General features: G+C 63.1%; 11 protein-coding genes. 3 read left to right on the top strand and 8 right to left on the bottom strand.

All coding sequences use genetic code 11. The features are described from left to right. Window positions 1-28: 28 nt before the first annotated feature. Together hpaE and LPJGGPFB_RS29035 are read right to left on the bottom strand one after the other, a co-directional pair. Window positions 29-1,546, bottom strand: a complete 1,518-nt coding sequence (hpaE, locus tag LPJGGPFB_RS29040; RefSeq protein WP_173423389.1) for a 5-carboxymethyl-2-hydroxymuconate semialdehyde dehydrogenase — start codon at window positions 1,544-1,546, stop codon at window positions 29-31. A 69-nt stretch (window positions 1,547-1,615) separates the two neighbouring features. Next, a complete protein-coding gene (locus LPJGGPFB_RS29035) occupies window positions 1,616-2,008 on the bottom strand; it encodes a 5-carboxymethyl-2-hydroxymuconate Delta-isomerase (protein WP_173423388.1) in 393 nt (130 codons plus the stop codon). 131 nt (window positions 2,009-2,139) lie between these two features. Between LPJGGPFB_RS29035 and hpaR the strand changes: the two genes are divergently transcribed. Continuing rightward, a complete protein-coding gene (hpaR, locus tag LPJGGPFB_RS29030) occupies window positions 2,140-2,610 on the top strand; it encodes a homoprotocatechuate degradation operon regulator HpaR (RefSeq protein ID WP_173423387.1) in 471 nt (156 codons plus the stop codon). A gap of 17 nt (window positions 2,611-2,627) precedes the next feature. Here hpaR and LPJGGPFB_RS29025 read toward each other — a convergent pair whose 3' ends face one another. From LPJGGPFB_RS29025 to LPJGGPFB_RS29000, 6 genes are read right to left on the bottom strand one after another with little or no spacing between them, the layout of a single operon-like run. Continuing rightward, window positions 2,628-3,641: a phosphotransferase enzyme family protein gene (locus LPJGGPFB_RS29025; RefSeq protein WP_173423386.1), complete on the bottom strand. Its 1,014-nt coding sequence runs from the start codon at window positions 3,639-3,641 to the stop codon at window positions 2,628-2,630. Window positions 3,642-3,648: 7 nt separating this feature from the next. Then, window positions 3,649-4,932 (bottom strand): aspartate aminotransferase family protein, encoded by a 1,284-nt coding sequence (locus tag LPJGGPFB_RS29020; protein WP_173423385.1) that lies wholly within the window; start codon window positions 4,930-4,932, stop codon window positions 3,649-3,651. 1 nt (window position 4,933) lies between these two features. Beyond that, window positions 4,934-6,292, bottom strand: coding sequence for an aspartate aminotransferase family protein (locus tag LPJGGPFB_RS29015; RefSeq protein WP_173423384.1), 1,359 nt, complete (start codon window positions 6,290-6,292; stop codon window positions 4,934-4,936). An 18-nt stretch (window positions 6,293-6,310) separates the two neighbouring features. Continuing rightward, window positions 6,311-6,958 (bottom strand): HAD-IA family hydrolase, encoded by a 648-nt coding sequence (locus LPJGGPFB_RS29010; protein ID WP_173423383.1) that lies wholly within the window; start codon window positions 6,956-6,958, stop codon window positions 6,311-6,313. Continuing rightward, window positions 6,955-8,208 (bottom strand): Tm-1-like ATP-binding domain-containing protein, encoded by a 1,254-nt coding sequence (locus LPJGGPFB_RS29005; protein ID WP_234903114.1) that lies wholly within the window; start codon window positions 8,206-8,208, stop codon window positions 6,955-6,957. The genes LPJGGPFB_RS29010 and LPJGGPFB_RS29005 overlap by 4 nt, the downstream gene beginning before the upstream one ends. Continuing rightward, a complete protein-coding gene (locus tag LPJGGPFB_RS29000) occupies window positions 8,208-8,990 on the bottom strand; it encodes an IclR family transcriptional regulator (RefSeq protein ID WP_173423382.1) in 783 nt (260 codons plus the stop codon). Before LPJGGPFB_RS29000 ends, LPJGGPFB_RS29005 begins: the two co-directional genes overlap by 1 nt. Window positions 8,991-9,297: 307 nt before the next feature. On the opposite strand from LPJGGPFB_RS29000, the gene LPJGGPFB_RS28995 reads away from it, so the two are divergent. Together LPJGGPFB_RS28995 and LPJGGPFB_RS28990 are read left to right on the top strand one after the other, a co-directional pair. After that, the gene (locus LPJGGPFB_RS28995) at window positions 9,298-10,749 is read left to right on the top strand and encodes an APC family permease (protein WP_173423381.1); all 1,452 of its coding nucleotides are present in this window, start codon (window positions 9,298-9,300) and stop codon (window positions 10,747-10,749) included. 59 nt (window positions 10,750-10,808) lie between these two features. Further along, window positions 10,809-12,287, top strand: coding sequence for an aldehyde dehydrogenase (locus LPJGGPFB_RS28990; protein ID WP_173423380.1), 1,479 nt, complete (start codon window positions 10,809-10,811; stop codon window positions 12,285-12,287). The last annotated feature ends 1 nt before the right edge of the window (window position 12,288 follow it).

Genomic DNA, 12,288 nt, shown 5'->3' with positions numbered 1-12,288 from the left:
TTTTGGGCGGCGCGGTTCTATCTCGCGCTCAGCCGCCGAGCTTGGCGATCGCATGGGCCGAGCTGGCAAACGCGATGTTCTTGGTTTCCATGTAGAAGTCGAACGACCAGTCGCCGCCGTCGCGTCCGATGCCGGAGCTCTTGACGCCGCCGAAGGGTGTCGGCAGGTGACGGACGTTCTCCGAATTGACCCAGATCATCCCGGCTTCGAGGTGGTCGGTGAAGCGGAAGGCACGCGTGACGTCGGAGGTCCAGAGGTAGCCGGTCAAGCCGTATTGAACGTCGTTTGCGAGGGCCAGCGCCTCGGCCTCGTCCTTGAAGGGAATGGCGGTCAGGACCGGGCCAAAAATTTCCTCCTGAGCGATGCGCATGGCATTGTTGGCGCCGGTAAACAGCGTCGGCTGGACGTAGCATCCGCCGCCGGGACCCTCGAATTTGGAGCCGCCGGCGGCAACCGTCGCCCCTTCCTTCTGGCCGATGTCGATGTACTCCAGCACCTTCTTTTCGTGCTCCGGGTGGATCAGCGGGCCGACGACCGTCTCAGGATCGAGCGGATGGCCGATTTTGATGCGTTTGGCCTTTTCGGCCACCAACGCGGTGAAGCGGTCGTAGATGCTCTGTTCCACCAAGAGGCGGGAGGAAGAGGTGCAGCGCTCGCCGTTCAGCGAATAGATCATGAAGACCGCCGCGTCGGCAGCCCGTTCCAGATCGGCGTCGGCAAAGACGACGACCGGGTTCTTGCCGCCGAGTTCGAAATGCACCCGCTTCAGCGTATCGGCGCCTTGCTTCATGATCAGCGACCCGGTGCGGCTCTCGCCGACAAAGCCGATGGCCTTGATCGCGGGATGCTCGGTCAGCGCCTTGCCTGCGTCCTCGCCAAAGCCGTTGACGAGGTTCCAGACGCCCTTGGGAAGGCCAGCGTCCTCGGCGATCTCGACGAGCAGGCGCGCCGTCAGCGGCGAGAATTCGGCCGGCTTGTGCACGATGGTGCAGCCGGCCGCAAGCGCCGGCGCGATCTTCCATGTCGACAGCATGAACGGCGTGTTCCACGGCGTGATGATGCCAACCGGGCCGATCGGCACGCGCGTGGTCATGTTGATCTGGTCGGTCGCGCGGAGCATTTTGCCGTCACGAGCCTCCGGCGCACGGTCGGCGAAGAAGCGAAAGTTCTCCGCGCCGCGCAGGGCTGCCTTGGCCATGAACTTCAGCGACTGTCCCGTGTCCATGCACTCGACGAAGGCGATTTCTTCTGCGCGTGCAACGATGGCGTCGGCGATCTTGTGCAGGAGCTTCTTGCGCGCGTCGCCCGGCATTGCGGCCCAGGCCGGGAAAGCTTCCTTGGCGGCGCGGGCGGCGCGATCGATATCGGCTGCCTTGCCGCGCGAGACGGTTGCAAGCGTCTTCAGATCGACCGGCGAGATCGTCCCGAAGCTGTCGCCGTCGATTGCCGGCACGGCTTCGCCATTGATATGGTTCAAGACGCCGTGCGTGCGGAAGCGGGCGAGATAGGCTTCCGCCTTCGTGAGGTTCTCGTCGAGTTTGGACATGTCATTCTCCAGTCGTGGTGCGCTGCCGTTCAAGCGGGCGCAGAAACGTTGTGCCGACTTCCGTCGGTGTCAGTTGCCCTTCGGGCGGAGTCGTGGATGGATCGCGTTCTTCTTCCAGCTGAGGTCCGGATCGATCTCACGGACCTCGAGGCTGAGTGCGAAATGGGGCGTGGCGAAAAGGCTGGCGAGCTCCTGTGTGACCGCCTCGAAAATGGCTGTCCCGGTCGCCTTTTTTTCCGCATCCGAGCGACCGTGTCCGATGCGGAAGGCCATGTCGATGAAGCCGTTCTCAGGCAAGAGATCGGCAACCGCATAGTCGGCGCAGCGGATCGTGCGCACGCGGATGGCGCCGATTTCGAAGAGGCCAGTGTCGAGGATGGTCTTGTGGATCGTGCGGCACAGACGGTCGAAGTCGACACGCGCGTCGAGATTGGCGGAATATTCGATCGTGAAGTGCGGCATTTTCGGTCCTCAGGTCATCGAGCTATTATTTAACATGTTAACAATAAGGCATGCGCTGTCAAGCGGCTTTCGCGCCGGTCGGGTTTCCGACGGCAATTGCAGAAAGCAAAAAAATCGCCCATAGATCGGGCATGAGCCGTGCGAAAACCCCTACCGAGCTTGGGCCCGACGCCCTTCTTCCCCACAATACGCGTCGATCTTTGCCGATCGCGCTTCTGCGTGCGCGCGAAGCGGTGATGGGGCATTTCCGGCCGATGCTGGCACGTCACGAAATCACCGAGCAACAATGGCGCGTCATCCGGATTCTGGCCGAATCCGGCAAGGTCGACGCGTCCGAGATGGCCGACAAAGCCTTCATCCTGGCGCCGAGCCTGACGCGGATCATCCGCTCCCTCGAGGAACGCGGACTGATCACCAAACACAAGGACGCCGATGACGGGCGCCGCGTGCTGCTCGAGATCGCGCCTGCCGGCATGCGTGTCATTGCCGATGTCGGCCCGGAAAGCCGGGCGATCTACGACCAGCTCGAAACGCGTTATGGTCGTGAACGCGTCGAGGTGCTGCTCGACATGCTGGACGAACTCGCAACGCTCGGCGACTGAGCGGTCGCAGGCGGACGTCATGCTAAGGCCGGCAACGCTTGCGCCAACTGCAGCGCGTCATCGGCGTAGCGACGCACGCGGGGTCGAGCGCCGGGAAGCTCGGGCCGCTCGGCAAACCAGCCGATATAGGTCAGGCAACGAAGCGTCGTGAAGATCGGCAGCGTCGAGAGGCTGGCATCGGTGAGCGGCCGCCTGCTCCGGTATCCAGAGATCAATGACCTCTCGATCGCCTCGTAATTCGGCTCGTTTCGGTTCTTCAGAAGCGCCGTGGCGATATCAAACAGGCGAAAGCCGAAGCCCGCATCGTCGAAATCGATGAACGCCACGCCGTCGCCCTGAACCAGCACATTCTCGCGCACGAGGTCGGCATGGATCAGGCCGTAGTCGAGTTCGTTGTCCGACATCGCATCGAAGATGCGTCGGAGTTGGGTGCGCAGATCGCACAGACCAAGCTTCTGTTCGTTGGACAGGCCATCGCAGTCCCAGAAGCGGCCCCAGACCGGCCTGTCGCCAAGCAGTCCCTCGACGTCCCACGCTGCACGTTTGAAGCCTGATGGCACCGACCAGCGATCGGCAAGATCGTGCATGTCGGCCATCATGACGCCGAGCGCATGAAAAATCGCAATCTGTCGCGCGCCGCTATAGGCGAGCGGAACGCCGCTTTCGCCAAGAGGCGCGCCAGGCATCCAGCTGACGATGTCGGCATGCTGGCCAGCAAAAGTATCGGTCGGCTCGAGACTGACGAGAAGGTGGCCGCCCGGGGTTGCAACCGCGCTCGGCACGGCAAGACCGCTCTCGCGCAGCGCCGTCATCAACTGCAGTTCCGAGCGTAGCGCGGCTTCGTCATGATAACCGGGCCGATGGAGCCTGAGCGCTGCCGGCTCACCATCGGCAAGCGTGATCCGGAAGACGGCGTTCTCCCGGTATTTCAGCAATGTCGGCTGGGCGTTCTCAAGTTCCCAGTGGGTGGCAGCCTCATGCGCTCGCGCTGCAAGGGCATCGAGCAGAGGTTGCGGCAGATGCTCGGCCATGGTCTGCTCACAAGCCCGACAGGACGTCGTCGAGGGTCGACGTCAGCAGGTCGGCATTCTCCCTGGAAAACGGCATGGGCGGGCGGATCTTGGTCGCGTTTTGGTGAATGCCGAGCTTGCCCATAAGCACGCCGCGTTCGCGCATGTCGTTGACGACCTTGGTGGCGAGATCGACGGCCGGGGTCTTCTTCTCCCGGTCGAGCACGAGTTCCGCTCCGAAGAACAGGCCGCTGCCCCTGATATCGCCGATGATGGCGTGCTTGTTCCTGAGCCGGTCGATGCCGGCCTTGGCGTAAGCGCCGACCTCGCCGGCGTTGTCGATCAGCTTCTCGTCGTCGATCACGTCGAGCACTGCCATCGCCGCTGCGCAGGAGACCGGGTTGCCGCCGAAGGTGTTGAAGTAGCGGAACGCCTTGCGAAACGCATTCAACGTTTCGCTGCCGGCAACGACGCCGCCAATCGGATGGCCGTTGCCCATCGGCTTGCCCAAGGTGACGATGTCCGGGACGATGCCGGCCCTCTGGTGACCCCACATGTGGCCGCCGGTGCGGCCGAAACCTGGCTGCACCTCATCGGCAATCACCACCCCGCCGGCCTTGCGCACTGCGGCAACCGTCTTGTCGAGGAAGCCCGACGGCAGATCGGGAAAGCCTTCATTGGCGAAGAACGGATCGATGATCAAGGCGGAGAAGCCAAAGGGGCTCTCCTGCAGATCGGCGATTGCCTTCTCCACCTCGGCGGCAAACGCCGCCGAAAAGGCTTCGCCCGGCACGCCACCGAGCGGCCGGTAGCTGTCGGGCGCCGGAACGTGGCGCACATGGCCGCCGAAGCCACCGACCGGCGGCATGCGGGTGGACAGCTGTGAAACAGCAGTGGTGTTGCCGTGATAGGTGTGATCGGTGGCGATGACCCCGGTCTTGCCGGTCACCGCCTGGGCCATGCGCAAGGCGATGTCGTTGGCCTCGCTGCCGGTGCAGGTGAGGATCGCCGTGTCGAGGCTGCGGTCGAATGTCGCCGTCAGCCGCTCGACATAGTCGAGGATCCCCTCATGCAGATAGCGAGTGTGGGTATTGAGCGTCGACGCCTGCCGGGAGATCGCCTCGACAACGCGCGGATGGCAATGGCCGACATGCGGCACATTGTTGTAGCAGTCGAGATAGCGTTTGCCGTCGGCATCAAAGAGCCATACGCCTTCGCCTCTGACGATATGGACCGGGTCGCTGTAGAACAGCGACATGTTCTTGCCGAGCAACCGTTCGCGGCGTTCCTTGAGCGCTGCCGTATCGCTCATGTCACTTGCCCTCGGCAGCGCTTAGGCCCGCATCGAGAGCCGCAAGAATGCGCGTCACATCCTCAGCGGTAATGACGAGTGGCGGCGACAGGATCACATTCGGGCCGGATGTGCGGACCATGACTCCGGCCTCGTAGGCCGCGTCCTGCACTTTCTGGACCACGTCCTTGGCGGCTGGCGATTTCTTCTCGCGATCCGACACCAGTTCAAGCGCGCACATCAAGCCTTTGCCGCGGACATCGCCGATAAACTCGTGTTTGACGTACAACGCCTGCAGACCGGCCATCAGTTCTTCGCCGCGTGCGCCGGCATTCGTCGCAACATCGAGGCGTTTGGTTTCCTTGAGTGTGGCAAGAGCCGCGGCGGCCCCGACCGGATGGCCGGAATAGGTGTAGCCATGGCCGATCGAGCCGGCAGCCGTCTTGTTGGTTTCGAAGGCTTCGGCCACCTTGTCGGAGATCATCACCGCACCGAAGGGATAATAGCCGTTGGTGATGGCCTTTGCCGTCGACATCAGGTCCGGCTTGACGCCCCAGAGACGCGAGCCGGTCCAGGCGCCGGTGCGGCCGAAGGCGGTGATCACCTCATCGGCGATCAGCAGAATGCCGTGGCGGTCGCAGATCTCGCGCATTAGCGGCATGAAGGTCTCGTGCGGTACGATCACGCCGCCGGCGCCGAGCACCGGCTCCATGATCAGGGCCGCGATGGTATCGGCACCCTGGAAAGCGATCTCGTCTTCAAACAGGCGGGCAATGCCCTTGGCGATCTCGGCGCCATCGGTGGTCGCAAACGGGTTGCGGTAGGTATAAGGGGCGGGCAGGTGATAGACGCCCGGCAGCAACGGCTCGTAGTTGCGACGGAAATTGGCGTTGCCGTTGACCGATGCGCCGCCGAAATGCGTACCGTGATAGCCCTTCTTCAGCGCCACGAATTTCGTACGTTCCGGCTGGCCGTTGAGCTTGTGGTACTGGCGCGCGAGGCGAAGGCAGGTCTCGACCGAATCCGAGCCACCCGAAGTGAAGAACGAGCGGCTGAGACCATCCGCCTTGAACCACTCGGCAAGTTCATAGGAGAGTTCGATCAGCGGCGAATTGGTGGTGCCGCGGAAGGTCGAATAATAGGGCAGCTCGTCGAGCTGGTCACGGATCGCCTTCTTCACCGGTTCGCAGGAATAGCCGAGATTGACGTTCCACAAGCCCCCGACCGCATCGAGCACCGTCTTGCCGTGGATGTCGACGATCTCCACGCCTTCGCCGGCATTGATGATGCGCGGCGGCGTCGCGTGCATTTCGGCCGGGTGGGCCATCGGGTGCCACAGGTGGCGAGCGTTGTTCTCGATGAGAAAGTTGGTTTCGCGCATGTCTTGCTCCTGGTCAGTTCAAATGCCGAGCATCCGAAGGGCTCTGGCGTAGCTTTCTGCGGGTCTGGTGACATCGAAGTGCACGTTTGGCAGGGAAACGGCCTCCGCACCCTCGATGTTCTTCTTCTGGTCGTCGACGAAGACGCAGGCCTCCCGCGGCAGGCCGAGTTCGGCGAGCACGCGTTCGTAGGCCCGTGGGTCCGGCTTCAGGATGCCGGTGTAGGTGGCATCGACGATGACGTCGAAAAGCTCGATCAGCGGAAAGCGTTTGCGGAATTCCACGCCGTAGAAAAGATCGAGTTCGTTGGAAAGAATGGCGAGCCTGATGCCGGCGTCCTTGGCCTGCAGGATCGCGTCGCGCGCTTCCGGACGCAGCACCAGCTCCGGCTCGGCGCCGCGGGCGCGCTGGACGAAGGTCTTCATATCGCTCCAGTCTTCGCCGACAAGACGGCCGACTTCGCGGGTGCGCTCCATCCAATAGTCGCGCTCGGTGATCTCACGCCTTTGCATCGACACCCAGAGCGGATCGGTCGCCGTGTCGAACGGACCGAGCCAGGTCAGGCTGCCAGGCGAAAGGCCGAGCGCCCGCTCGGTGACATCATGGGTTTCAAACAGCGTGCGGGTGACGACGCCGCCGAAGTCGAGGACGAGGGCGCGGTTGGTCACGGGCGGCCTTCCGGGATCACGCCGCGGGCGATCCAGTCGTCGAAGATGGCAAGCGCCATGGCGGAGAACTCCGGTGCATTGATGTGGCTGTCGATCTCGTGAAGGTGGACGGACGGCGGCACGGTGCGGCGCATCTCGTCGATGAACGCGTCGAGCGCCTCCGGTTCGTGCAGCGGTTCGCCCAGTTGGTCCCATTCCTGGATGCCCTTGAGCGGCAGGATGAAGGCGACCTCCGCGCTGGTATCGGCGAGTTTGCCGCCGATGATGCGGGCTATCTCGCGCCGACCTTCGGGCGATGTGGTCACCGAACCGAGCAGCCGGTTGTGGGCGTGATAGGGGCGGTCCGCAAAAACGGCGGGCAGCGCCTGCCATGCGGGCAGGTCGACCATGTCGACCGCTCCGGGTGCTACAAGCTGCGGGATCCCGGCGCGGCCGGCATTTTCCAGCCGATCCGGTCCGGAGGTGACGACGGTGCCGTGGTGATGGTTGCTGACCTCCTGGATGCAGAAGTCGAAGACGGCGGTAAAGCCGTTCTGCGCGGCAATCGCCTCGAAGGCGCGGCCGCCCATGCCGGTCGCGTGAAACACTGCGACGTCATAGCCGCGCCGCTCCAGTTCGGGCTTCAGGTACTTCATGTATTTGAGGCAGCTCGATCCGAGCGAGGTCATCCCGATCAGTGGGCGATCCTTGTCCGGCCTGGTGCCGAAACGGGCCGCTCCGACCACGGCGCCGCAGGCCTGCGACAGCACCGACCGGCAAATGCCGTTTAGGCCGTATAGTCCGCCCGCCCAAAGGATCATCATCAGATCGGGCGCGATGCGCTCCGGCGGCAGCAGGTGCGAATAGGCAATGGTCGAGACGACGAATTTCGGCACGCCGAGCGGCAGGGATGCTGCGACATCGAGTGCAAGATCGGTGCCCATCGAGCCGCCGAGAATGATGACGCCATTGGCCTGGCCCGCATCATAGAGCCTGCGGGTCAGAGCGGCCGCACCCTTGGCCATCAACTCCATCGCGCTGTTTTCGTCGCCGCTTGCGGCGATCGCCACGATCGACGTGCCGGCCGCTTCGGCAATATCGTGACGTGAATATTCCGGTGCATAGGGCGGATCACCGAGAACGCTGACGTCGATCATCACCGGCAGGCCACCGGCCTCGCGGATGACGGATGCCATGAATTGAAGCTCTTCGCATTTGGTGTCGCCCGTTCCGACGACGAGGATGTTGGGCAGACGGTTCATTGCATTCATCAGCCGGCCCTCCTTGCCAGCGGATTGGCAGTCGCCTGCTCCAACCCAAAGAATTTCTCGGAAATGCGTTTGGCGATCGCCGCCGTCGCCGGCCCGAGTTCCGCGATCGTGTCGGCATTTGCGCGCACCTCAGGTGCAGCAACGGCGATCGCGCCGATCGGCACGCTGTTTGGCGCGCGGATTGGCGCGGCAACGCTGATGACGCCACTCTCCAGGCCCTGCTGGCTGATCGAATAGCCGCGATGGGCGGTCTCCGTCAGCAGCCGGCGCAGTTCGGTTTTCGAGGTGATCGTGTGTTCGGTGAACGCTTCGAGTGGTGCCGACAGGACATCCTCGACCTGCCTTGGCGGGCAGAAGGCGAGGAAGGCGTGGCCTGAGGCCGTTGCATGGAGGGGCAGCGGGCTGCCGACATCGACGATGACCCGATGGGCGCGCGGCGAGTCTTCCACGTGAACGGTCGAAAGCCGGCCTGCGACGAATTCCGAGAGATGCACGGTCTCGCCTGATGTGTTGGCAAGCTCTTTTACAAAGGGAACCGCGAGCGTGAGAAAGGGGAACCGTGCTTCCCGGATGCGGGCAAGCCGGACCGGCGCGCCGCCGATGCGATAGCGCTTGGTGTCCGGATCCTGTTCGACGAAACCATGTCTTTCAAGCTCGACGAGAAAGCGTCGCGCCGTCGCCTTGTCGAGCGCGCAGTGCCTGGCGATGTCGCTCAAACCCGCTTCCCTGTCCAGGCGCGATATCGCGTCCAAAAGGGCCAGTGCCTTTCCGATTGTGCTCATCCAATCCTCCGTCGTCGAGCGCCGCCGCCAGTGATCCCGATGCCTGTTCCCTTGATTTTCAGGCGGTTGAGCCACCCGTATCGCGTTTTTAGTTGGCAGAGATACTTAACATGCGAAATAACTTGACAGGTCGCCGTGTCATTTGCAAGTCTATATTTGAAGCAACGGTTTGAATATTGAACCGACTATTGCGCGGGACCAAGAACAAAAAACAACGTGGTCAGCAGCAGCTTCGCGGAGGATGCCTTTGGAGAGATGGACCTGAGGCAAAGGCAAATAGTGCCAAGAAAAGGGGAGCTAAGAAGCTATGGACAATCAATCGTCGCCCGCAACCGGCGCCAACCAGTTGCGCAAGAATGCGCTCGGGGTCGGTGCCGTCACATTTCTCGTGGTATCGGCCGCAGCGCCGCTGACGGCGGTTGCCGGCGGCGTGCCGCTGGCCATGCTGCTCGGTAACGGCGCCGGTATCCCCGGCACGTTTCTGCTCGTCACGCTGATCCTGTTGATGTTCTCGATCGGCTATGTCGCCATGGCGCGGCATATCCGCAACGCCGGCGCCTTCTATGCCTATACCGCCCAAGGGTTGGGCGGGTTGATGGGGGGGGCTGCCGCGATGATCGCGATCCTTGCCTATAACGCTATGCAGATCGGCGTCTTCGGCCTGTTCGGTGCGGCAACCGCCGGCCTCTTTGCCGGGCTCGGTATCGACCTGCCGTGGTGGGTCTGGACCTTCATCGGCATCGCTATCGTCGGCGTTCTCGGCTATCGCCGCGTCGACCTGTCGGCGAAGGTGCTGACCGTATTGGTCATTCTCGAATACCTCGTCGTACTTGTCATTGACGTCGCAATCATCGCCAAGGGCGGCGACAGCGGCCTGACGATGACGTCGTTCACGCCTTCGGCGCTGCTGTCAGGCTCGCCGGCGATCGGCATCCTGTTCTGCTTTGCCGCCTTCATCGGCTTCGAGGCGACGACGATCTACAGCGAGGAAGCCCGCGATCCGCATCGGACCGTGCCGCGCGCGACCTATATCTCCGTGCTGATCATCGGCGTCTTCTACATGCTGACCTCCTGGCTGATGGTGAATGCGGTCGGCTCCGACAAGCTGGTGCCGGAACTGCAGGGTCTGGCCGACCCGACGACCTTCCTCTTCGGTCTCGCCGAGCGCTATGCCGGCGGCTGGCTGCCGCCGATCATGAACGTACTCTTCGTCACCAGCCTGTTTGCCGGCGTGCTCGCGTTCCACAACGGTGTCGCCCGCTACCTCTACGTTGCCGGTCGCGAGCGCTTGTTGCCGGCCTCAATCGGCGTAACCCATCCGGTCTATCATAGCCCGCATGCGGGCTCGGTCATCCAGACGATCACGGCCGTGCTCGTCGTCGCGCTGTTTGCCGCAACCGGGCAGGATCCGGTGTTGGCGCTGTTCTCGTGGCTGACCAATGTCGGTACGCTCGCCGTCATGGTGCTGATGGCCTTTACCGCCTTTGCCATCGTCGCCTTCTTCAACCGCAATCCGGGTCTGGAATCGAATACGCTTGTGACCAAGGTGATCCCGGTGATCACCGGTCTGATCCTGATCGCGGTGATCATCGCCATTGCGATCAACTTCGGCGATCTTGCCGGCGCCACCGGTTTGCTTGCAGTCTTCCTGCCCGGACTTGTCGTCATTGCCGGCGTGATCGGCCTCGTCCTGGCAGCGATGCTGAAATCGGGCCGCCCGCTCGAATTCGCCCGGCTTGGCGCCGGTCAGGAGATCTGATCCGATAGGGGCGGCCGAAAAATCGGCCGCTCTTCCGCCTGACACATGGAATGGGACAGATGCAGGACAAAATCGACCAGTTGCGCCGTGACGTGGTGCCGCCGCAAAAACTCTTCATCGGCGGCGTCTGGCGCGACGCTACGTCCGGCGGGACGCTTGACGTCATCTCGCCGATTGATGGGACGCGACTGACGACGATCGCGGATGCCGGCATCGACGACGTCGATGCCGCTGCCCTGGCCGCCCGCGCGGCCTTCGAGAAGGGCGCCTGGTCGAGGGCCGCACCCGCCGAGCGCAAGAAGGTGCTGCTGCGCGTCGCCGAACTCATCGAGAAAAACGCTCTCGAGCTTGCCGTTCTTGGCGTGCGCGACAATGGCACCGAGATTTCGATGGCGCTGAAGGCGGAGCCCGGCAGCGCTGCCGGCACCTTCCGCTACTATGCCGAAGCGATCGACAAGGTCTATGGTGAGATCGCGCCGACCGCGGGCAATGTCCTCGGCCTCATCCATCGCGAGCCGGTCGGTGTCATCGCCGCCATCGTGCCCTGGAATTTTCCGCTGATGATCGGCGCCTGGAAGATCGCGCCGGCGCTTGCCGCCGGAAATTCGGTGATCCTGAAGCCGGCTGAAGGTGCGTCGCTGACGCTGCTGCGGCTTGCCGAACTCTGCGCCGAAGCCGGCCTGCCGGAGGGTGTGTTGAATGTCGTGACCGGCAGGGGAACTGTTACCGGCGAGGCGATCGGCCTCCATGCGGATATCGATGTGCTCGCTTTTACCGGCTCGGGCGGCGTCGGCCGGCGGCTGCTGGAGTACTCGGCGCGCTCCAACCTCAAGCGCGTCTATCTGGAGCTCGGCGGCAAGTCGCCCAACATCGTCTTTGCCGATGCGCCCGATCTCGATCAGGCGGCCAAGGTTTCGGCCTATGGCATCTTCCGCAACTCCGGCCAGGTCTGCGTTGCCGGCTCGCGGCTGCTGGTTGAGCGGTCGATCCACGAAGCCTTCGCCGAGAAAGTGGCCACAATCGCGGCAACCATGAAGGTGGGAGATCCTCTGCTGTTGTCGACGGAAGCCGGCGCTATCTCCAGCGAAATCCAGCTTGAGAAGAACCTCGGCTTCGCCGAGCAGGCGGTGGGCGAGGGCGCACGCTTAAGGACCGGCGGAGAACGCATCCTCGAAGAGACCGGCGGCTTCTACATGCAGCCGACGATCTTCGACGTCGAGCCGAGCATGACGCTTGCGAGAGAAGAGGTCTTCGGCCCGATCCTGTCGATCATCCCCTTTGAAGACGAGGCCGATGCGCTCCGCATCGCCAACGGCACCGAATATGGGCTTGCATCGGCAGTCTGGACCGCCAACCTGTCTCGGGCGCATCGCATGGTGCGCTCAATCCGGGCCGGCGTCGTGCATGTCAACACCTACGGCGGTGCCGACAACACCGTGCCACTCGGTGGCGTGAAGCAATCGGGCAACGGCCACGACAAGTCGCTGCATGCGCTCGACAAATACACGGACATCAAGACCGCCTGGATCCAGCTCTGAT

This window comes from Ensifer adhaerens (genome assembly GCF_013283195.1).
GTDB classification, from domain to species: Bacteria; Pseudomonadota; Alphaproteobacteria; order Rhizobiales; family Rhizobiaceae; genus Ensifer; species Ensifer adhaerens_G.
This window is presented reverse-complemented; position numbering and strand designations above follow the sequence as displayed.

Excerpts from the sequence above, each read along its gene's own strand:
- LPJGGPFB_RS28995 (WP_173423381.1), top strand. The coding sequence starts at position 9,298 with ATGGACAATCAATCGTCGCCCGCAACCGGCGCCAACCAGTTGCGCAAG.
- LPJGGPFB_RS29020 (WP_173423385.1), bottom strand. The coding sequence starts at position 4,932 with ATGAGCGATACGGCAGCGCTCAAGGAACGCCGCGAACGGTTGCTCGGC.
- LPJGGPFB_RS29015 (WP_173423384.1), bottom strand. The coding sequence starts at position 6,292 with ATGCGCGAAACCAACTTTCTCATCGAGAACAACGCTCGCCACCTGTGG.
- hpaR (WP_173423387.1), top strand. The coding sequence starts at position 2,140 with ATGAGCCGTGCGAAAACCCCTACCGAGCTTGGGCCCGACGCCCTTCTT.
- LPJGGPFB_RS29000 (WP_173423382.1), bottom strand. The coding sequence starts at position 8,990 with ATGAGCACAATCGGAAAGGCACTGGCCCTTTTGGACGCGATATCGCGC.
- LPJGGPFB_RS29005 (WP_234903114.1), bottom strand. The coding sequence starts at position 8,208 with ATGAATGCAATGAACCGTCTGCCCAACATCCTCGTCGTCGGAACGGGC.
- hpaE (WP_173423389.1), bottom strand. The coding sequence starts at position 1,546 with ATGTCCAAACTCGACGAGAACCTCACGAAGGCGGAAGCCTATCTCGCC.
- LPJGGPFB_RS28990 (WP_173423380.1), top strand. The coding sequence starts at position 10,809 with ATGCAGGACAAAATCGACCAGTTGCGCCGTGACGTGGTGCCGCCGCAA.
- LPJGGPFB_RS29025 (WP_173423386.1), bottom strand. The coding sequence starts at position 3,641 with ATGGCCGAGCATCTGCCGCAACCTCTGCTCGATGCCCTTGCAGCGCGA.
- LPJGGPFB_RS29035 (WP_173423388.1), bottom strand. The coding sequence starts at position 2,008 with ATGCCGCACTTCACGATCGAATATTCCGCCAATCTCGACGCGCGTGTC.